Origin of the sequence: Streptomyces sp. NPDC051286, from assembly GCF_044455345.1 — a bacterium.
Taxonomy (GTDB): Bacteria; Actinomycetota; Actinomycetes; order Streptomycetales; family Streptomycetaceae; genus Streptomyces.
Genome location: NZ_JBITER010000027.1, coordinates 15,942 through 34,275, shown reverse-complemented (window position 1 = coordinate 34,275; position 18,334 = coordinate 15,942). Strand labels below are relative to the sequence as shown.

The window sequence follows — 18,334 nt, the reverse complement described above, 5'->3', positions numbered from 1 at the left end:
GTCGTGCGCTTTGGTGTCCAACGCGGTTGGGCGCACGAGTGCGAACGAGCGTGGAGGTGATGGGGATGCGGTTGTACGCGGTGGTTGCGGCGGGCGGGTTCCGGCGCCATGCCACCTATCGGATCGCGACGGCGGCGGGGGTGTTCACCAACACCGTCTTCGGTTTCATCCTGGCGTACACCTATACGGCGCTGTGGGACGAGCGTCCGCACCTCGGCGGCTACGACCTGTCCCAGGCGCTGACGTATGTGTGGCTGGGGCAGGCGCTGCTGGCGACCTCCGCGATGATGGGCGGCGGTTTCGAGGACGAGTTGGTCGAGCGGATCCGTACCGGCGATGTGGCGGTCGACCTCTACCGGCCGGTCGATCTTCAACTGTGGTGGCTGGCCGGCGACTTGGGGCGGGCCGCGTTTCAGTTGCTGGCGCGTGGCGTCGTGCCGATGGTGCTGGGGGCGCTGGCGTTCCCACTGGCTCTGCCCGGCTCGCCGGGGGTCTGGTTCGCGTTCCTGGTTTCGGTGGCGCTCGGGGTCGTGGTCAGTTTCGCTCTGCGCTATCTGGTGGCGCTCTCCGCGTTCTGGCTGATGGACGGGGCGGGTGCCGCGCAGGTCGCGTTCCTGGCGGGGCTTTTCTTCTCAGGGATGCTGCTTCCGCTGACGTTGTTCCCGGGGGCGCTGGGCGAGGTGGCGCGGGTGTTGCCGTGGTCGGCGCTGCTCCAGGTGCCGGCCGATGTGTTCCTCGGGAAGCACACGGGGTGGGGGCTGGTGGAGGCGTTCGCTTTCCAGGGCGGCTGGGCGCTGGCGTTGTTGCTGGCGGGGCGGTTGGTGCAGTCGGTGGCGACGCGGAGGGTGGTGGTTCAGGGTGGCTGAGGTCGCCGAGGTTTCGAGGGCCGTCGAGGTTCCCGACGCGGTGTTCGTCGAGCGGTCGAGGCTGGTCGAAGGGGTTCGTGCGTACGGGCTGATCGTCGCGATGTGGCTGCGGTCGACGATGGCGTACCGTGCCTCGTTCGCCATGACGGCGTTCGGGAACTTCGCGGCGACGGGCTTCGACTTCGTTGCGATCCTGCTGATGTTCGCGCACGTCGACGAGTTGGGTGGATACACGCTGCCGGAGATCGCCCTGCTGTACGGGGCTTCGGGCACCGCGTTCGGGCTGGCCGATCTGGTGCTGGGGTCGATGGACCGGCTGGGCCGCCGGGTTCGGGACGGCACGCTGGACACGCTGCTGGTGCGCCCGGTTCCGGTGCTGGCCCAGGTGGCGGCGGACCGGTTCGCACTGCGCAGGCTGGGGCGGATCACGCAGGGGCTGCTGGTGCTCGGTTACGGGCTGGTGGTGCTGGACATCGCGTGGACGCCGCTGAAGGTGGTGATGATCCCGCTGATGCTGCTGAGCGGGGCGGCGGTCTTCGGTGCGGTGTTCGTGGGCGGGGCGGCGTTCCAGTTCTTCGCGCAGGACGCGGCGGAGGTGCAGAACTCCTTCACGTACGGCGGGAACACGCTGCTGCAGTACCCGCCGACGGTCTTCGCGAAGGACCTGGTGCGCGGGGTGACGTTCGTGGTGCCGCTGGCCTTCGTGAACTGGCTTCCCGCGTTGTATGTGCTGGGCCGGGAGTACCCGCTGGGGCTGCCGGAGTGGGTGGCGTTCCTGCCGCCGGTGGTGGCGGGGGTGTGCTGGGTGCTTGCGGGGGCGGCGTGGCGGGCGGGGCTGCGCTCGTACCGGAGCACGGGCAACTGAGGACGAGCGGAGCGAGGACGGGGCATGGTTACGGGTACGGGTTTCATTGAGCTCGACGGTGTCGAGAAGGTCTTCGAGGTGCGCCGCAGGACGGGTTTTCTGCGCAGCGAGCGGCGTGAGGTCCGCGCGGTCGACGGGATCGGCTTCCGGGTGGAGCGCGGCGAGATGGTCGGCTATATCGGTCCGAACGGCGCGGGCAAGTCGACCACGATCAAGATGCTGACGGGCATCCTCACTCCGAGCGGCGGGCGGTTGCGGGTCGCGGGCATCGACCCTTCCAGGGAGCGTACGAGGCTGGCGCACCGGATCGGTGTGGTCTTCGGCCAGCGCACCACGCTCTGGTGGGACCTGCCGCTGCGTGACTCGTACCGGCTGGTGCACCGGATGTACCGGGTCCCCGACGCCCGGTTCCGGGAGAACCTGGACCGCTGTGTCGAACTCCTCGATCTGGGCGCGCTGTTGGATGTGCCGGTGCGGCAGCTGTCGCTCGGGCAGCGTATGCGCGGCGACATCGCGGCGGCACTGCTGCACGACCCGGAGGTGCTGTATCTGGATGAGCCGACGATCGGTCTGGATGTGGTATCCAAGGCCAAGGTCCGTGGATTTCTTCGGGACTTGAATGCCGAGCGGGGTACGACGGTGCTGCTCACCACGCACGATCTGACGGATATCGAGCAGCTCTGCCGGCGGGTGATGGTGATCGACCACGGCCGCCTGATGTACGACGGTGCGCTGGCTGGACTGCATGAGGTGGGCGAGAGCGAGCGCACGCTGGTCGTGGACCTGGATCGTGAACTCCCGCCGATCCGACTGGAGTCGGAGCCTTCGGTGCGTACCGTGAAGGTGGAGGGGCCGAGGCAGTGGCTGGCCTTTCCGGCGTCGGGTTCGGCGGCTCCGCTGGTGGCGCGGATCGCCGCGGAGTATCCGCTGGTGGATCTGTCGGTGCGGGAGCCGGACATCGAGGCCGTGATCGCGAAGATGTACGCGTCGGCCGAGGCGCGAGTGCCGTGACCGGCAGTGTGTGCCCCATGAGCTGGGCGGTGTGACGGGGCAGAGCGTGCCGGGAGGGGCAATGGATCCGAGGCGCGTTGGGATCCGAAGTGCGTGGGGTCCCGAAGCGCGTTGGATCGGTGACGTGAGCGGGCGTGTTCAATAGGCTGTGCGGTATGACGAGCGAACTTCCGGACATGCGTGCTTCCGATGCCGAGCGTGAGCGTGTTGCCGAGGTCCTGCGCGACGCGGTGGCCGAGGGCCGCCTGCAGATGCAGGAGTTCGAGCAGCGGCTCGATGCGGCCTACAAGGCGCGTACGCATGGGGAGTTGGAGCTGCTCGTCCGCGATCTTCCGGCACCGGGCGGGGCGGTGGCACCGGTGGGTGCGGGCGGGGCGCCCGCACACACGGGTTCGGCGGGTACCGACTGGGCGGAACGCATCGGCGGCCCTGCCACGTCGAAGGGTGCGTTCGCCGTCTGGGGCGGGTTCCGGCGCAAGGGCAGGTGGACGGTGGGCCGGAAGTTCACCGCGTTCACGATGTGGGGCGGCGGCGAGATCGATCTGCGTGAGGCCCGTTTCGAGGACCGAGAGGTCGTCATCCGCTGCTTCACGATCATGGGTGGGATGCAGGTGACGGTCCCGCCGGAGCTGAATGTCAGGGTCAGCGGCATCGGCATCTTGGGCGGCTTCGGCGACCGGGCGACGGGCGAGGGCACCCCCTCGCCGGGTTCGCCGCAGGTGCGGATCACCGGGCTCGCGTTGATGGGCGGGGTCGGTGTGGTGCTCAAGCGGACGAAGGCGGACAGGGAGCGTGCCCAGCTGAAGAAGAGGCCCGGCGGCGAATGAGTCCGTCCGGAACGTGAGGTCGCGGCGGACGTATCGCCCGCCGCGTCGCCTTCTCAGAGCTGGTCGGACGCCGGAGCCTCCTGCTGCAGGCTCCGCAGGTCCACCTGCCGGCCCAGCTGCAGATATCCGGCGTCGTTGAGATGGAGATGGTCGCCGCAGTCGTACGCCGGGCGGAGCCGGCCGGGTCGGTGCGGGTCGCGTGCCACCCGGTCGAAGTCGACGACCTCGTCGAAGACGCCGCCTGCCCGGATCAGTTCGTTGACCCGCGTCCGTACGGCGTCCTGCGCGGGTGTCCAGGTGCGGAACCCCTGGTACGGCATCAGAGTTGCCCCGACGACCCGCAGCCCGCGCGCGTGGGCGCGTTCCGTCATGGCCTTCAGTCCGTCCACGATGCGCTGCGGGTCCTGCTCCTGCGGGAACTGCTGCACGTCGTTGATGCCGAGGGTCATGATGACGGTCTTCACGCCGGCGACGCCCAGGACATCGCGGTCGAAGCGGGCGAGCGCCCGCTGGCCGCGGCCCTGGCCGTCGCGCAGGATGCGGTTGCCTGCGATGCCCTGGTTGACGACCGCGTAGCGCCCGCGCAGCCGGTCGGCGAGGACGTCGGGCCAGCGGCCGTTGGCGTCGAGGGCGGAGCCGGTGCCCGCGGTGAGCGAGTCGCCGATGGCGACGACTGCTCCGGCGGAGGAGGCGTTGCGGACGTCCACTGCGGTGAGGTAGCGCCACACGTTGGTCCGCCGGGTACCGCGCTCGTCCGCGAGGTACGAGGTCTGGTGGCTGTTCGGGTGGATGGTGACGGGTCCCTCGGCGGTGGGCGTGCGGAGGGTGACGACGAGATCGGAGTCGGCGTCGACGGGGACGACGACCGGGTCGCTGACGACCTGCCCGCCCGCCGGGACGGTGACGGAGGGGGCGCCCCGGAAGGAGACGGGACGGGTGTTCACCGTGGCACGGTCGACGAGCAGGGGACGCGTACCGAAGAGGTTGGAGAGGGTGATGCGGGCCGCGTCGCCGCCGATGCTGGTGTGGACGACGTTACGGATGGTGCGCTGGGGGAGGTCGTGTCCGGGGTACGGGTCCGCCACCCCGGCCACGGGCGCCCCGGCCCAGGTGGCGACCCAGACGCCGGTGGAGTGGGCGGGCGCGGCGGACGGACGGGCCGCCGGCTGCGCGCCGACCCGTTGCGACCCGGCACCGGAGAACAGCGTGGACCCGGCGTACGCCATGAACGCGGCAAGCGCGGTGGTGCCCGCCACGAGGGCGATGAGCAGGGCGGCTCCCTGGCGCCTGGGCATGGGCGGGGTGTCTCCTCGTGGTGATGGGGGCTGGTCTCATGATGGGGCACAGTGCCGGGAACTCGACATGCGGCCCGGGAGTACGTCAGGTAGGGACAATGCGTACGGGGCGCCGGGGGCGATGCGTACGCGGACGCGGACGGGTGGAGCGGATGGAACGGATCGAACGGACCAGGTCGGGCGAGCCGGGCGGCGGACCGGCCGAGCGCGCGCAGGCACGTGGCGGCGCGGGCGGGAGTTCCGGCACCGCAGCCTCCGCTCCCGCACGCCACGCCCCTCTCGCCTCCTTCGCGTACACGGCCGCGGACGAGGAGAAGCGGCGTGGTGTGCGCCGTATGAAGACCACGGCCACCGGCCTCCTTCTGCTCGTCGCGCTCGTGTACGTCCTCGCCACCTGGGCGAAGAGCGCGGGTGTGGGCGGCTGGCCGGGCTTCGTCGCCGCGGCCGCCGAGGCGGGGATGGTGGGTGCGCTGGCCGACTGGTTCGCCGTCACGGCGCTGTTCAAGCGCCCGCTCGGCCTGCCGATCCCGCACACCGCCATCATCCCGACCAAGAAGGATCAGCTCGGGGCCTCTCTGGGTTCCTTCGTCGGGGAGAATTTCCTGTCGGGTGATGTCGTGCGCGGCCGGATCGAGGCGTTGGGCATCGGCGGCCGGCTCGGTGTCTGGCTGGCGGAGCCGGACCACGCCGACCGGGTCACCGCGGAGCTGGCGACCGCGCTGCGCGGCGCGCTGACGGTCCTGCGGGACGCGGACGTGCAGGCCGTGGTGGCTGAGGCGATCACCCGGCGGGCGAACGCGGCGGAGGTCGGCCCCGGCCTCGGGAAGATGCTGGAGAAGATCGTCGCCGACGGCGGCCACCGCCGGGTCGTGGACCTGATCTGTGTACGTGCGCACGACTGGCTGGTGCTGCACGGCGACTCCGTGATGGACGCGGTGCAGGGCGGGGCGCCGGGGTGGACGCCGCGGTTCGTCGACAAGCGGGTGGGGGAGCGGGTCTACAAGGAGCTGCTGCGTTTCGTGACGGAGATGCGGGACATGCCGGGGCATCCGGCGCGCGCCGCGATCGACACGTTCCTGACGGACTTCGCGGCCGACCTCCAGACCGACTCGGACACCCGGGCGCGGGTGGAGCGGCTGAAGACGGAGATCCTGGGGCGCGGCGAGGTCCAGGAGGTCATCGCGTCGGCCTGGTCGTCGGTACGCACGATGATCATCGCGGCGGCGGAGGACGAGCAGAGCGAGCTGCGGCTGCGGGCGCGCGCCTCGCTGTTGACGTTCGGCGCGCGGCTGGCGACGGACGGGCGGATGCAGGCGAAGCTGGAGGGCTGGCTGGAGGATGCGGCGGTGTATGTCGTCACGAGGTACCGCACGGAGATCACCTCGCTGATCAGTGACACGGTCGCGAGCTGGGACGCGGACCAGACCTCGAAGAAGATCGAGGCGCACATCGGCCGTGACCTGCAGTTCATCCGGATCAACGGCACGGTGGTGGGTGCGCTGGCGGGCCTGCTGATCTACACGGTGTCGCAGGCGTTCGGCGCGTAGTCACCGGGCGCGGCGGGCGGCCGGCCGCGCCCCGGCGGGGGGTGCCGCAGCCGGGTCAGCGTGCGGGTGTGTCTGTTCTGCGCGCGGCTGTTCGGTCACGGCAGCGAGCTGACTACCGCCGGGGTATTACGCTGCGGATATGAGTGACGTGTACGCCGTGGACTTCGCCCCCGGACGGCCGGCGGGTGGTCTCTGACGGCACGCCAAGAGGTGCACGCCGAACTCCTGCCTGAGCTGGATTCGCTCGCGGAGCGACTCGCGTGGAATTCCAGCACCGAGGGATTGATCGGGCAAATCCGCTTCTACGAGGCGTTGCGATGCGCCCCGTCTGCCCATTCCGAGACCTCTGCACGCGACCCGTCCGGATTCTCGCTTTGCATTCAACGCAGCCTTTCAACCGACCTGAGAGGGGCCCGCATCGCGCGCGTGCGCCCGCTCCGGTGAGGGTCCCAGGTGCGTACCCGTCCTGTCGTACGGGCACGCACCCGGCCTCTTACGCGGGGGAGTGCTCTTGAATACGGACGCCGGCGAGCCCGCGTTCAGTGTGCTGCGGGCCTGACGGGAAGAAAACTTCTCAGGCGGCGCGGCGGGTGACCGCCCACGACGCGGCGGCGACGGTGCCCGCCACGGTGAAGACGGCGGGCCAGGCGCCGACCTTCTTGGCCAGCGGGTGCGATCCGGCGAACGCGCCGACGTAGGCCGTGGTCAGTGCGACGGCCGCACGCGGTCCGGCCTGCCGGTTCCATTCGTACGCGGCGACCGTGCCCGCTGCGGCGAGCGCGACCCCGCCGAGTGGCCGCTTCTTGGTCCATCGCGCGACCGCGTACCCGCCAACGAGTCCGCTCGCCGCCACTGCCGCTGTAGGAACCTTTGCCATCGCCGCCACCTTCGCCTTCTCGTGTCGTGGCTCTTGCTGTGGCTTCCGAGGCTAACGCGGTTGGCGGACACCCGGCTCCCCAGGGGGTGCACAAGCGTTTACCCTAGGAGGTGAACGTCTGTGCACCCCTGGCGTCCACCGCCACCGCCGAGCACCCCACGGAGATCGCATGCCCGCGGACACATCTGCCCCCGACGGGGCAGCCGCCCGGACGCCGACCCCGCACCACCCCCGTTTCGCCGTGGGCGTCCTCGCCTTCTGCGGGGTCGTGGTCGCGATCATGCAGACGATCGTCGTCCCGCTTCTGCCGCACGTCCCGGCCCTCACCGGCGCGACCCCGGCTGCCGCGAGCTGGCTGGTCACCGTCACCCTTCTCACCGGCGCCGTCTTCACACCCGTGCTGGGCCGGGTCGGCGACATGTACGGCAAGCGGCGGGTGCTCGTCGCCTCGCTCGCGGTGCTGGTCATCGGTTCGGTGCTGTGCGCGGTCAGCTCCCACATCGGCGTACTGATCACCGGCCGCGCCCTCCAGGGCGCCGCGCTCGCCGTCGTACCGCTGGGCATCAGCATCCTGCGCGACGAACTCCCGCCCGAGCGTGTCCTCTCCGCGGTCGCCCTGATGAGTTCGACGCTCGGCATCGGTGCGGCCGTCGGGCTGCCGGTCGCCGCGCTCGTCGTCGAGCACTTCGACTGGCACACCATGTTCTGGGTGTCGGGAGTGATCGGCCTCATCGACATCGTGCTGGTGCTCTGCTGCGTGCCCGAGTCCCCGCTGCGCTCGCGCGGCCGTTTCGACGCCGTCGGCGCGCTCGGGCTGTCCGCCGCCCTGGTCTGTCTGCTGCTCGCGGTGACACAGGGCGCCGAGTGGGGCTGGACGTCGACCCGCACGGTCGGACTGCTCGTCGCCGCCGTCGTGGTGGCGCTGCTCTGGGGCGCGTATGAGCTCCGCGTGACGACGCCCATGGTCGACCTGCGGGTCTCGGCCCGCCCGGCCGTCCTGCTGACCAACGTCGCAGCTCTGCTGATCGGCTTCGCCTTCTACGCGAACTCGCTGGTCACCGCGCAGATGGTGCAGGAGCCGAAGGCGACCGGTTACGGGCTCGGCGCCTCGCTCGTCGTCAGCGGACTGTGCCTGCTGCCCGGCGGCGTGTCGATGGTGGCGCTCTCGCCGGTCTCGGCACGGATCTCCGCGGCGTACGGACCGAAGGTCAGTCTGACGCTGGCGGCCGGAATCATCGCCGTCGGCTACGTGGTGCGGTACTTCACCAGCCACAGCCTGTGGCTGATCATCGCCGGCGCGACGGTCGTCGCGTCGGGCACGGCCATCGCGTACTCGGCGCTGCCCGCGCTGGTGATGCGCGGGGTCCCGCCGGGCGAGACGGGCGCGGCCAACGGTCTCAACACGCTGATGAGATCGATCGGTCAGGCGTTCTGCAGCGCGACGGTGGCCGCCGTCCTGGCCAACCTCACGTTCCGGGCGGGCGGCCGGACGGCTCCGACGCTCCACGCGTATCAGCTGGTCTTCCTGATCGCGGCGGGCGCGGCGCTGCTGGCGCTGACGGTCACCCTGTTCCTGCCCGGCGGGCGCACGGCCGGGGCGGGTACGGTCGGAGAGAGCCGCGACGACCGCAAGGGCGGTGCGCGGACGATCACCATCGAGGAGGGCGCATGACCGGCAGCCAGGCCACCGCTCCGGCTCCGGACCCCATCGACCCCGGCACGGGCCGGGACGCGATTCTGCGGGCGGCCCGGCGGGCGTTCACCCAGCGCCCGTACGCGGATGTGACCATCCGGGGGATCGCCGCCGACGCGGGAGTCAGCCCCTCCCTGGTGGTCAAGCACTTCGGCCGCAAGGAAGAACTCTTCAACACGGTCGCCGACTTCGGCCCGGCCGCCGAGGAACTCTTCGACGCGCCGCTGGACGAGCTCGGCCGTCACATGGTGATCACGCTCGTGCGCCGTCGCCGCGAACAGCAGACGGACCTGCTCCTGCGCGTCGTGTTCTCCCTCGGCAACCAGGACGAACGCTCGCTGCTGCGCGACCGCTTCCACGAGCAGGTCACCGAGGCACTGACCGCCCGCCTCCCCGGCCACGAACGCGCCCTGCGCGCCGAACTGATCGCCGGTCACCTCCTCGGCCTCGGCGCCACCCTGAGCCTGCACCGCGAGGGCGCGGGCGCGCTGGCTACCCCCGAACACCTCGCGGACCTGTACGCGCCGGCGCTGCAGACCCTGATCACGGGCTGAGAGCGGCACGATCCGCGGGTGCGGGTGCGGGTGCGGGTGCGGGTGCGGGTGCGGGTGCGTGGTCGCCGGCACGCGGGACGCGACGGGCGGCCGAACGGACCGCGCGAACTACGCGTGCGGAATGAGGAGTTCAGGGCCCGCTTGGTGCGACTGGCCGTGAGGTATGGTCTGCGCCAACCGACGAGGGGGCCTCATGTCTGTCCGTACGTTCGCACGCACTGCTGCTGCGCTGCCGCTTCCCCTGCTCCTGGGCGCGTTCCTGGTGGGCTGCAGCAGCGCCCACACAACGGAGGGACCCGGCGACGACGTCCCGTACGTGGCGCCATCGGCCAACGCGGCAGCCGCGTCCAAGGCGGCCGAGGCTGGGGAAGCGGACGCCGAGGCGTCAGCCGCCGCGGAGGACGCCGCCGCATCCGAAGTACTCGCGACCAAGCCCGCACCGGTCCGTGACGCCTTCGCCACGCTACAGGCCACCCTGGGTGAGACCTGCACCCCGGGCGCGGGCGACTGCGGCTATGTCCTGGGCCGGGTCAACGACCAACTGGTGGGCCTGGAAGCGTCGATGAAGGCGTACCCGAACGGCCCCGGACGCTTCAAGGAGCCCGTGGCGTGGGTGGCCGCGCTGCGCACGTCCCTGAACGGCGACACCTCCACGGCCAATCTGGAGAAGCACCGATCCGAGCTGCTCGGCACGCGCGACCGCATCAACACCTGGATGCAGGGCCACCCGGAGGACTACCGCTGACGGTGCCGCGTCGTCCACGCCGTGACGCGATTCCTCGGCTCCGCTGGGCCATTGCCGTACACCGGTCGGCTCGTCGGCCTCCGGGACCCGGCCCGCCGTTCGCGTGCGGAGCGCACCGCCGCCGTCAGGCAGGACGTGGAGCCCGCCGGTCCTTACGCTGTGCCAGCTCCTCGTCATCGACCAGGGTCAGCATGGGCTGACCCGGCGCGCACAGCATCGTCACGAGGAATCGGCTCCGGGTGTCCGTCCGGTTGTTTCCGTCCTGATAGTGGATGACGTCGCCGCCCGGCTCCCAGAATGTTTCCCCGGCCTTGATCACGCGCTCCGGCTCGCCTTCGAGCTCGAAGAGCATCTCCCCCTCCAGCATGTAGCCGAAAGCCGGGCCCGAGTGCCGGTGCGGAGGTGTGCCGGGGTCGCCCGGAGGAAATTCGATGAGAACGGTCATCGCCTCGACACCCTCCGGGATGTACGGCGGCTTTGCCGTCTGCAGCACGGTCAGCGCGGTCTTCCACGCTTCGGATCGTGGTTCCTGCTCGGTGTTCGCCTGCTCGGTACTCGACATGATGAAGCCTCCAGTGGTGCATGACGGTCTGTGGAGCCGCCCGGGCCGGACAGCGAGCTTCGATCACCGCCGTAGGGAATGGCGGCCCATGCGGCTCGGACGAGGCGGAGAGCTTGGTGTCGTTCCTGCCTTCCGCGCCTGTTCGGCAGCTACGACCGATGCCCTCGCGATGTGCGGCATCGCCGCCCTTCGGCCCGCGTGGTCACCGGTGCTGCTGAGCGGTCGATTGCTCCTTCCGTCGGCCCATGTGCCGGACGGAACTCGAAGCTGCCGGGGTAGAGCATCAAAACGCCCGATGACGGCGGCGTCGGTCAGCCGGACCCCGGCGTGCATGGTCAGTCTTGCATCGGCTCGGACATGACGCCTGTTGTCCGCTGCGGCACGGGGTCTCGGCCCTGGGTGCGTGTGGCGTCAGACGTGGCACCTAGTGGTGCCACGTGGCACCACTAGGTGCGCCAGAGAGGTCGAGACTCCATGTGGCACCGCATTGACGCAACTCGATGTCGACACGTTTCCGCAGGTCAGAGTCGTTGGGCGAGCCATGGCCCGCAATCGTTCCCCTCGCGGGCTTGCGTGTGGCGCCATGGTGGTGCCACTATGACGTCATGGACCTCACGCCGTATGTCGACAACCTCCGCCGCGAACTCGCGGTGGCCGCCGAAGCCGGCGGCGAAGAAGCCCGCGAGCTGGCCGAGCGGCTCACCGCTCCCCTGGAGTCGGCGACCCGCCTGACGATGCTCAATGTGCTCTCCGCCGCGATGGACGAGATCACCCGTGAACTCGCCCCCGGGTCGGTCGACGTACGACTGCGCGGGCTCGACCCCGACTTCGTCGTGACGCGGCCGGCGGGCGACGAGGCGTACGAGGACAGGAGCGGGCCCACCGAGCCGCTCAAGTCCCCGGCCCCGGCACCCGCCGACGGCGACGAAGGCGGCACCGCCCGCGTCAATCTGCGCCTGCCCGCCCACCTCAAGGCGCGCGCCGAGGAGGCCGCGAGCCGCGAGGGCCTGTCGGTCAACGCGTGGCTGGTACGAGCCGTGTCGGCCGCGGTCGACGGCGGCACCCAGTCACGTACGGCGGAGAAGACCCGCACCACCCGCACGGTCGGACAGAGCTTCACGGGCTGGGTGCGCTAGCCGCGCCCCGCCCGCCCCCACTTCACCCGCACCACGTCCCACCAGCAGGGACGCCACGAAGACCCAAGAGGACGGGACAGCCATGCCTTCTTTCGACACTCCCCAGCCGATCTCGGTCACCGCCAACGTGGCCGCCGGTTCCATCCAGTTCTCCGCGAGCGACCGCCTCGACACAGTCGTCGAGGTGCGGCCCCGCGACCCGAAGAAGGACAAGGACGTGCGGGTCGCCGAGCAGACCGAGGTCACCTACGCGAGCGGCGTGCTGACCATCAGAACACCCAAGGGGCGCTACCTCGTCGGGCCCACCGGCAGCGTCGACGTGACGGTCGAACTGCCCACCGGCTCGCGCGTCGACACGACCGGCTCCTGGACCCAGGTGCTCGGCGAGGGCCGGCTCGGCGAGGTCCGCGTGAAGACGTCGTCGGGTGACGTCCGCCTGGATGCGACGGGTCCGCTGCAGCTGACCGCGTCGCACGGCTCGATCACCGTGGACCAGGTCGAGGGTCTGGCCGAGATCACCACCAGTTCCGGCAGCCTGCGCGTCGGTGTGGTGGACGGCCCGGCCGTCCTGAAGAACTCGCACGGCACCACGACCGTCGGCGCCGCGATCGGCGAGCTGCGGGTGAGCGGAGCCAACGGCGACATCGACATCCAGCGCGCCGAGGGCTCCGTCACCGCGACCACCGCGCACGGCACCCTGCGCGTGGGCGACGTGGCCCGTGGCACCGTCCAGTTGGAGACCTCCTACGGCGCCATCGAGGTCGGCGTCCGCGAGGGCACGGCCGCCTGGCTCGACGTCAGCTCGGGCAACGGGCAGGTGCGCAACGCGCTCGCCGCGTCCGAGAGCCCCGACAAGACCGAGGACACCGTCGAGGTCAAGGCCCGCACCCGCTACGGCAACATCGACATCCGCCGCGCCCGGGCCTGACCGGCCCCTCAACGGCCAGGTGCGCAACGCCGCCGCTGCGTCCGAGAGTCCGGACAAGTCCGAGGACACCGTCGAGGTCATGGCCCGCACTCGCTACGGCAACATCGACATCCGCCGCGCGGGCCTGACCCGCCCCATCTCCTTTCCTTACAGCCAAGGCCACTTCACCGCTCACCACTCCTTCGAATGGGAGGGCCCCATGCCTTCTTCTGTCATGCCCACGCCCAGGCCGGGCAACGGCCAGCAGCCGCCCGCCGCCGTCTCCGCAGCCGATCTGCGCAAGTCGTACGGCGACAAGACCGTCCTCGACGGCATCGACCTCGTCGTCCCGGCCGGGACCGTGTTCGCGCTGCTCGGCCCGAACGGCGCCGGCAAGACCACCGCAGTGAAGATCCTGTCCACGCTCATCGCGGCCGACGGCGGGCAGGCGCAGGTAGCGGGCCACGACCTTGCCACCCACCCGCAGGCGGTGCGGGCCGCGATCGGTGTCACCGGGCAGTTCTCCGCCGTCGACGGGCTGATCACCGGCGAGGAGAACATGCTCCTCATGGCGGACCTGCACCATCTGTCCAAGCGTGAGGGGCGGCGCGTCGCCGCCGAGCTGCTCGAGCGGTTCGACCTCACCGAGGCCGCAAAGAAGCCCGCCTCCACCTACTCCGGCGGGATGAAGCGCCGCCTGGACATCGCCATGACCCTGGTCGGCAACCCGCGGATCATCTTCCTCGACGAGCCGACCACCGGCCTCGACCCGCGCGCCCGCCACAACATGTGGCAGATCATCCGCGAACTCGTCTCCGGCGGCGTCACCGTCTTCCTCACCACTCAGTACCTGGAGGAGGCCGACGAGCTCGCCGACCGCATCGCGCTGCTGAACGGCGGCAAGATCGTCGCCGAGGGGAGTGCCGACGAGCTGAAGCGGCTGATCCCCGGCGGGCACGTCCGGATCCGGTTCTCCGATCCGACGGTGTACCAGTCGGCCGCCTCCGCGCTGCGCGAGGCCACCCGGGATGACGAGGCTTTGGCGCTGCAGATCCCCAGCGACGGCAGCCAGCGCGAGCTGCGCTCGATCCTCGACTGGCTGGACTCGGCCGGCATCGAGGCGGACGAGCTGACCGTGCACACCCCCGACCTCGACGACGTGTTCTTCGCCCTGACCGGCTCCAGCGTGCCCAGCCAGAACAACCAGTCCAAGGAGGATGTCCGATGAGCTCCCTCTCCCTCGCCGTGCGCGACTCGTCGACGATGTTGCGGCGGAATCTGCTGCACGCGCGGCGCTACCCGTCCATGACCCTGAACCTGCTGCTCACGCCGGTCATGCTGCTGCTGCTCTTCGTCTACATCTTCGGCGACGTGATGAGCGCGGGCATCGGCGGCGGCGGTGCGGACCGCTCCGAGTACATCGCGTATCTCGTCCCGGGCCTCGTGCTGATGACCATCGGCAGCACCACGATCGGCACCGCGGTCTCCGTCTCCAACGACATGACCGAGGGCATCATCGCCCGCTTCCGCACCATGGCGATCCACCGCGGCTCCGTGCTCATCGGACACGTCGTCGGCAGCGTGCTGCAGTCGATCATCAGCGTGGTCCTCGTCGGCGCCGTCGCCGTGGCCATCGGCTTCCGCTCCACCGATGCCACCGTCCTGGAGTGGCTCGCGGCGTTCGGACTGCTCGTGCTCTTCGCCACGGCGCTCACCTGGATCGCGGTCGGCATGGGCCTGATCAGCCCGAACGCCGAGGCCGCCAGCAACAACGCCCTGCCGCTGATCTTCCTGCCGCTCATCTCCAGCACCTTCGTCCCGGTCGACGCGATGCCGGGCTGGTTCCAGCCGATCGCCGAGTACCAGCCGTTCACCCCGGCCATCGAGACCCTGCGCGGGCTGCTGCTCGGCACCGAGATCGGGAACAACGGGTGGCTGGCCGTGGTCTGGTGCCTGGGGCTGGCCGTGCTCGGCTACGTCTGGTCCAAGTCGGTGTTCAACCGCGACCCGAAGTAGGGGTCAGCAGCCTGCGGGCCGCAGCCGGCAACTCGTCCCGCTCCAGGGCGGTGTACTCCGACATCACGTCGGCGTACGCCGCCCCGTCGGCGTCCTCCGCCGCCTGCCCTACCGCGCCGCCGACATCGCCGGCGCGTCACATCACTGAGGGGCAAAGCTTGCCGGGAGGGGCACTGGCTAGCCGGCACGCGCACCGGTACAGCGCACCAACGGCCTGCAGCACGGCGGGATCCGGTCATCCGCGAGGCTCATTCGTTCCTCCCCCGGGGGAGGGAGGCGGATGGTTCGTGCGTGGGACGCGACAGCTGCGGGTGCGGGGGAGTCTTGATTGTCAGCAACGTGGAACCGGAGGTCACGGTGGTTGTTCCTACGAAATCGCGGACGCCTACCGGCTCCAGGCCGCCGGCGGAGGACGCGGCGTGGACGGTGTGGTCGTGGCGCTGGCCCCTGTGGGCGCCGTATGCCGCCGCGGCGTGGGGCGTGTTGTTCGCCGCAGTCCAGGTCACGTGGGCCGCATCGGGCACCACCGTGCCCTGGTCGCCTGACGTTGCGTATGCGCCGACGGTCCAGCTGTTCCTGGCCGCCCTCGCCGTACTTGCTGCCGGAGCCTGCCTCGCCACCACCCGGCCGCTCGCCAGGCGTGGCCGAGTGACAGTGGCGGCGTCGCTGATTCTGACGGTCCCGGTGTTCGTCATGGGGATGGCCGGCCTGCCGGCGTACTTCGTGATGCTGGCGTCGTTCTCCGGGGTGGAGAGCGCCACCGGCCTGGCGCATACGCTGTTGAGCGCGGTGGGCGCCGCTCTTCTGATCCTTGTCGCCCTGTCGTACCGCCGACGGCTGCGTGGCAGATGCCCGCGGTGTGGACACGCCCACCCAGGGACTTCCTACGGTCCGCTCGCCCACCCCGGCCCCGCCCTCGCGTCGAAGCGGACCAGGCGCACGGTCTACCTGCTGATGTGCGGGCTTCTGCCGTGGGCGGGGGTCAAGACCATCTGGACGCTGGGTGGCGATGCGATCGGCGTGACGGCGCAGGGGTGGCGGGAGGCGAACGAGGGCGCGTCGGGGGTCTCGAAGGCCCTCGCATCGGTGGGAATCGACGTCACCGTGCTGGCCGGGGCTGCCGCGGTCTTCCTGCTCCTGGGGCTGCTGTACCCGTGGGGGCAGGTCTTCCCCCGCTGGACCCTGTTCCTCTCCGGGCGGCGGGTTCCGCGTCTACTGCCCTTGCTGCCGGCCTGGTTGTGCGCGGTCGGCCTGTCCGTGTATGGGGTTGCCCTGGTGGTCTACGCCCCGCTCATTGCCGTCGGAGTGCTGCCGAAGCTGAAACCGTCTGGGGCGTTCACCACCAGTTCCGGGATTACCTGCATGGTCCTGTTCGGTGGTCTTGCCTTTGGCGGTCTGGGCTTCGGCCTCATCGCGGCCGCCCGTTCCTATTCCGCCCGGACCCGGCCCATCTGCGCCAGTGCTGCCACTCCGGTAGCGACACCGTAGGCATAGCGATCGAGCCTGTCACTTAGAGTCATGCCCATGACCAGCCCTGAACTCGAAGAACGCCTGGCAGCGCTGGAGAAGAGCCAGGAGCGCGTGGCCGTGGACCTGGCACGTCTGGAGAACGCCGTACGCGGCCTGAGGCGACCGAGCTTCTCGTTCGTCATCCGGGTGGCCATCAGCCTCATCGTGCTGTGGGTGGCGCTGCAGCTCGTGCTGATGGTTGCTCTGATGCTGGGCTCGGCGATCTTCAACCAGGGTGGCCGGTCGGCGATCGGGGCGATTGCCCTGATCGTGATCGTGGCGGTGGCCGTGATCGTCACGGTCAAGGCAGTGCGCAACCGCAGAGCTTCCGCTTTCCGCTGACCAGGAGGCTGCCCGGAAAATCGCCCCGGCGCGAGCGCGAGGCGACACGAACCGGGGCGTCCGGAACAGGGAACGTGATCAGACGATCAGGACCTGAATCAGGATCAGCTGAACACGACAGAACGGAGCTTCAGCCGCTTGGAGGCGTGACCGCCGAAGGGCCGAAGGGTGAAGAAGGCACCCTCGCAGTCGGGGCCGGTGAAGACGGTGGCGGTGGAGTCGGTGAAGTTCCAGGGAGAGTCTGCGGGGTTCGACGAGCCCGGGTCGGCGACCTCGGGCAGCGTGATGCACTCGCGGCTCGCCGGGTCGATCAGGCCGGCGTATTGCGGGGTGCCGTCGAGCCCGGTGAACCGGTAGAGGAAGTCTCCGGAGGCCGCGTCGGCCGAGGTCGGCAGAGTCACGACGAGCGCGAGAGCGCCGAGGGCGGCAGCCACGGTGGTACGAAGACGCATGAAGGGCACTCCTTGAGCGGTGCGGGGGAACACGTACCGCACCAGCGTGCTTTGGTGACCTGCGCCTATGACGGAAAGAACGGGTTCAGTCACTCAGAAGTGGGCTGCTGAATCGGTTTGCCGACGCCCAGGTGGATCACTTTGCCAGACCTTCCACGTGGTGAGCCCGTACGAGGTCCTGGATCCCACGAGGTGAGGCCGGAAAAGCGAAGGCGCCCACGGTCCGCGGCTTCCTAAGCTCGCCCCATGCCACGCTCAGAACTGCAACGAATCAACGCCTTCCTCTCGGCCTTCGCCCGCCGCCAGGCCGCGCGGACCATCGGTCTCCCGGGCGGATTCGCCGCCCTCGACGACACCTTCGCGCACTCGCACGCGAACAACCAGGTCGTCATCGACGGGCCTGTCGCCCCCGAGGCGCTGCCCGGCATCGCGGACGAGGCGCTGGGACATCTGCCGTTCCGACTGCTCTTCGTCCTCGACGACGAGACGGGGAGGGCGTGCGCGGAGCCGCTGATCCGCGCCGGATACACCCACACCATCGAGCTGATCATGGCGCACACGGGCCCGCTGCCGGCCGGAGGTCACGCGGAGGAGGTCGACCTCGACGCGATCCGTGCGCCGCTCACCCGGCGCTGGCGCGGCTTCCTCCCGGACGCCGACGACGCGGTCGTACGCCACCTCGTCGACCGCCGCGAGGCCCGCTGCCGCGGCGCCGACGCCGTGCATTTCATAGCGGCCCGTACGGACGAAGGCGAGGTCGCCTCGTGGGCGGATCTCTATCTGGACCCGGCAACCGGCATGGCCCAGATCGAGGACCTGATGACCTCCGAGACCCACCTCGGCCGCGGCCATGCCGACGCAGTCCTTGCCACGGCTCTGCGCATGGCCACCGACGCGGGCTGCGGTACACGGTTCCTGCTCGCAGACGCGGGCGACTGGCCACGCCATTGGTACGAGCGCCGCGGCTTCTCGGTCATCGGGCAGTCGCACTGCTTCGAACGCGGCTGAGAGCCTGTCGGGCGGCTTCGGACGGCGCCCGCTGTCGAATTGATCCTTGATCGCCCACAGCCGCCGGTCCGCCGGTGGTCACAGCGCCCGGTGGCGGCCTCGGCGCGGCGACGGTCCCGTCG

Annotated in this window: 19 protein-coding genes; 15 read left to right on the top strand and 4 right to left on the bottom strand. The window is 70.3% G+C overall.

The window, feature by feature from the left end:
- Nucleotides 1–65: 65 nt before the first annotated feature.
- The 4 genes from ACIBB8_RS25055 to ACIBB8_RS25040 all read left to right on the top strand — a co-directional run bounded on the left by ACIBB8_RS25055 (nt 66) and on the right by ACIBB8_RS25040 (nt 3,569).
- Nucleotides 66–866, top strand: a complete 801-nt coding sequence (locus ACIBB8_RS25055; RefSeq protein ID WP_398955648.1) for an ABC transporter permease — start codon at nt 66–68, stop codon at nt 864–866.
- Nucleotides 859–1,731 carry an ABC transporter permease gene (locus ACIBB8_RS25050; protein WP_398955646.1) on the top strand — a complete coding sequence of 291 codons (873 nt, stop codon included), beginning with the start codon at nt 859–861 and terminating at the stop codon, nt 1,729–1,731. Before ACIBB8_RS25055 ends, ACIBB8_RS25050 begins: the two co-directional genes overlap by 8 nt.
- Before the next feature lie 24 nt (nt 1,732–1,755).
- Complete coding sequence (locus tag ACIBB8_RS25045; RefSeq protein ID WP_398955644.1) at nt 1,756–2,742, top strand: ATP-binding cassette domain-containing protein; 987 nt, start codon at nt 1,756–1,758, stop codon at nt 2,740–2,742.
- A gap of 176 nt (nt 2,743–2,918) precedes the next feature.
- Nucleotides 2,919–3,569: a DUF1707 domain-containing protein gene (locus ACIBB8_RS25040; protein ID WP_398955766.1), complete on the top strand. Its 651-nt coding sequence runs from the start codon at nt 2,919–2,921 to the stop codon at nt 3,567–3,569.
- 53 nt (nt 3,570–3,622) lie between these two features.
- Here ACIBB8_RS25040 and ACIBB8_RS25035 read toward each other — a convergent pair whose 3' ends face one another.
- On the bottom strand, nt 3,623–4,864 hold the full coding sequence (locus ACIBB8_RS25035) for an SGNH/GDSL hydrolase family protein (protein WP_398955642.1): 1,242 nt from the start codon (nt 4,862–4,864) through the stop codon (nt 3,623–3,625).
- Nucleotides 4,865–5,016: 152 nt separating this feature from the next.
- Between ACIBB8_RS25035 and ACIBB8_RS25030 the strand changes: the two genes are divergently transcribed.
- Nucleotides 5,017–6,411, top strand: a complete 1,395-nt coding sequence (locus tag ACIBB8_RS25030; protein WP_398955640.1) for a DUF445 domain-containing protein — start codon at nt 5,017–5,019, stop codon at nt 6,409–6,411.
- A 574-nt stretch (nt 6,412–6,985) separates the two neighbouring features.
- Here ACIBB8_RS25030 and ACIBB8_RS25025 read toward each other — a convergent pair.
- Nucleotides 6,986–7,288 carry a hypothetical protein gene (locus tag ACIBB8_RS25025; protein ID WP_398955638.1) on the bottom strand — a complete coding sequence of 101 codons (303 nt, stop codon included), beginning with the start codon at nt 7,286–7,288 and terminating at the stop codon, nt 6,986–6,988.
- Nucleotides 7,289–7,457: 169 nt separating this feature from the next.
- Here ACIBB8_RS25025 and ACIBB8_RS25020 point away from each other — a divergent pair, with 169 nt between their 5' ends.
- From ACIBB8_RS25020 to ACIBB8_RS25010, 3 genes are all read left to right on the top strand, one after another.
- On the top strand, nt 7,458–8,960 hold the full coding sequence (locus ACIBB8_RS25020) for an MFS transporter (RefSeq protein ID WP_398955636.1): 1,503 nt from the start codon (nt 7,458–7,460) through the stop codon (nt 8,958–8,960).
- The gene (locus ACIBB8_RS25015; protein WP_398955634.1) at nt 8,957–9,535 is read left to right on the top strand and encodes a TetR family transcriptional regulator; all 579 of its coding nucleotides are present in this window, start codon (nt 8,957–8,959) and stop codon (nt 9,533–9,535) included. The genes ACIBB8_RS25020 and ACIBB8_RS25015 overlap by 4 nt, the downstream gene beginning before the upstream one ends.
- 193 nt (nt 9,536–9,728) lie before the next feature.
- Entirely contained in the window at nt 9,729–10,280 is a 552-nt protein-coding gene (locus ACIBB8_RS25010; RefSeq protein ID WP_398955632.1) for a hypothetical protein, read from the top strand.
- Nucleotides 10,281–10,404: 124 nt separating this feature from the next.
- Here ACIBB8_RS25010 and ACIBB8_RS25005 read toward each other — a convergent pair whose 3' ends face one another.
- Nucleotides 10,405–10,842, bottom strand: coding sequence for a cupin domain-containing protein (locus tag ACIBB8_RS25005; RefSeq protein ID WP_398955630.1), 438 nt, complete (start codon nt 10,840–10,842; stop codon nt 10,405–10,407).
- Between the two features lie 605 nt (nt 10,843–11,447).
- Between ACIBB8_RS25005 and ACIBB8_RS25000 the strand changes: the two genes are divergently transcribed.
- The 6 genes from ACIBB8_RS25000 to ACIBB8_RS24975 all read left to right on the top strand — a co-directional run bounded on the left by ACIBB8_RS25000 (nt 11,448) and on the right by ACIBB8_RS24975 (nt 16,752).
- Nucleotides 11,448–11,978, top strand: coding sequence for a toxin-antitoxin system HicB family antitoxin (locus tag ACIBB8_RS25000; protein ID WP_398955628.1), 531 nt, complete (start codon nt 11,448–11,450; stop codon nt 11,976–11,978).
- A gap of 82 nt (nt 11,979–12,060) precedes the next feature.
- A complete protein-coding gene (locus tag ACIBB8_RS24995) occupies nt 12,061–12,906 on the top strand; it encodes a DUF4097 family beta strand repeat-containing protein (protein WP_398955626.1) in 846 nt (281 codons plus the stop codon).
- 199 nt (nt 12,907–13,105) lie between these two features.
- Nucleotides 13,106–14,113: an ATP-binding cassette domain-containing protein gene (locus ACIBB8_RS24990; RefSeq protein ID WP_398955764.1), complete on the top strand. Its 1,008-nt coding sequence runs from the start codon at nt 13,106–13,108 to the stop codon at nt 14,111–14,113.
- Nucleotides 14,110–14,901 (top strand): ABC transporter permease, encoded by a 792-nt coding sequence (locus ACIBB8_RS24985; RefSeq protein ID WP_398955624.1) that lies wholly within the window; start codon nt 14,110–14,112, stop codon nt 14,899–14,901. Before ACIBB8_RS24990 ends, ACIBB8_RS24985 begins: the two co-directional genes overlap by 4 nt.
- Nucleotides 14,902–15,381: 480 nt before the next feature.
- A complete protein-coding gene (locus tag ACIBB8_RS24980; RefSeq protein WP_398955621.1) occupies nt 15,382–16,389 on the top strand; it encodes a hypothetical protein in 1,008 nt (335 codons plus the stop codon).
- A gap of 30 nt (nt 16,390–16,419) precedes the next feature.
- Entirely contained in the window at nt 16,420–16,752 is a 333-nt protein-coding gene (locus ACIBB8_RS24975) for a hypothetical protein (RefSeq protein ID WP_398955619.1), read from the top strand.
- A gap of 104 nt (nt 16,753–16,856) precedes the next feature.
- Here the strand turns inward: ACIBB8_RS24975 and ACIBB8_RS24970 are convergent, their stop codons facing one another.
- Nucleotides 16,857–17,204: a hypothetical protein gene (locus ACIBB8_RS24970; protein WP_398955617.1), complete on the bottom strand. Its 348-nt coding sequence runs from the start codon at nt 17,202–17,204 to the stop codon at nt 16,857–16,859.
- A gap of 246 nt (nt 17,205–17,450) precedes the next feature.
- Here ACIBB8_RS24970 and ACIBB8_RS24965 point away from each other — a divergent pair, with 246 nt between their 5' ends.
- The gene (locus tag ACIBB8_RS24965) at nt 17,451–18,212 is read left to right on the top strand and encodes a GNAT family N-acetyltransferase (RefSeq protein ID WP_398955614.1); all 762 of its coding nucleotides are present in this window, start codon (nt 17,451–17,453) and stop codon (nt 18,210–18,212) included.
- Nucleotides 18,213–18,334: the final 122 nt, after the last annotated feature.

Excerpts from the sequence above, each read along its gene's own strand:
- ACIBB8_RS25045 (WP_398955644.1), top strand. The coding sequence starts at position 1,756 with ATGGTTACGGGTACGGGTTTCATTGAGCTCGACGGTGTCGAGAAGGTC.
- ACIBB8_RS24975 (WP_398955619.1), top strand. The coding sequence starts at position 16,420 with ATGCCCATGACCAGCCCTGAACTCGAAGAACGCCTGGCAGCGCTGGAG.
- ACIBB8_RS25035 (WP_398955642.1), bottom strand. The coding sequence starts at position 4,864 with ATGCCCAGGCGCCAGGGAGCCGCCCTGCTCATCGCCCTCGTGGCGGGC.
- ACIBB8_RS25020 (WP_398955636.1), top strand. The coding sequence starts at position 7,458 with ATGCCCGCGGACACATCTGCCCCCGACGGGGCAGCCGCCCGGACGCCG.
- ACIBB8_RS24990 (WP_398955764.1), top strand. The coding sequence starts at position 13,106 with ATGCCTTCTTCTGTCATGCCCACGCCCAGGCCGGGCAACGGCCAGCAG.
- ACIBB8_RS25055 (WP_398955648.1), top strand. The coding sequence starts at position 66 with ATGCGGTTGTACGCGGTGGTTGCGGCGGGCGGGTTCCGGCGCCATGCC.
- ACIBB8_RS25000 (WP_398955628.1), top strand. The coding sequence starts at position 11,448 with ATGGACCTCACGCCGTATGTCGACAACCTCCGCCGCGAACTCGCGGTG.
- ACIBB8_RS24970 (WP_398955617.1), bottom strand. The coding sequence starts at position 17,204 with ATGCGTCTTCGTACCACCGTGGCTGCCGCCCTCGGCGCTCTCGCGCTC.
- ACIBB8_RS25010 (WP_398955632.1), top strand. The coding sequence starts at position 9,729 with ATGTCTGTCCGTACGTTCGCACGCACTGCTGCTGCGCTGCCGCTTCCC.
- ACIBB8_RS24985 (WP_398955624.1), top strand. The coding sequence starts at position 14,110 with ATGAGCTCCCTCTCCCTCGCCGTGCGCGACTCGTCGACGATGTTGCGG.
- ACIBB8_RS24995 (WP_398955626.1), top strand. The coding sequence starts at position 12,061 with ATGCCTTCTTTCGACACTCCCCAGCCGATCTCGGTCACCGCCAACGTG.
- ACIBB8_RS25005 (WP_398955630.1), bottom strand. The coding sequence starts at position 10,842 with ATGTCGAGTACCGAGCAGGCGAACACCGAGCAGGAACCACGATCCGAA.
- ACIBB8_RS25040 (WP_398955766.1), top strand. The coding sequence starts at position 2,919 with ATGCGTGCTTCCGATGCCGAGCGTGAGCGTGTTGCCGAGGTCCTGCGC.
- ACIBB8_RS24965 (WP_398955614.1), top strand. The coding sequence starts at position 17,451 with ATGCCACGCTCAGAACTGCAACGAATCAACGCCTTCCTCTCGGCCTTC.
- ACIBB8_RS25025 (WP_398955638.1), bottom strand. The coding sequence starts at position 7,288 with ATGGCAAAGGTTCCTACAGCGGCAGTGGCGGCGAGCGGACTCGTTGGC.
- ACIBB8_RS25030 (WP_398955640.1), top strand. The coding sequence starts at position 5,017 with ATGGAACGGATCGAACGGACCAGGTCGGGCGAGCCGGGCGGCGGACCG.
- ACIBB8_RS25015 (WP_398955634.1), top strand. The coding sequence starts at position 8,957 with ATGACCGGCAGCCAGGCCACCGCTCCGGCTCCGGACCCCATCGACCCC.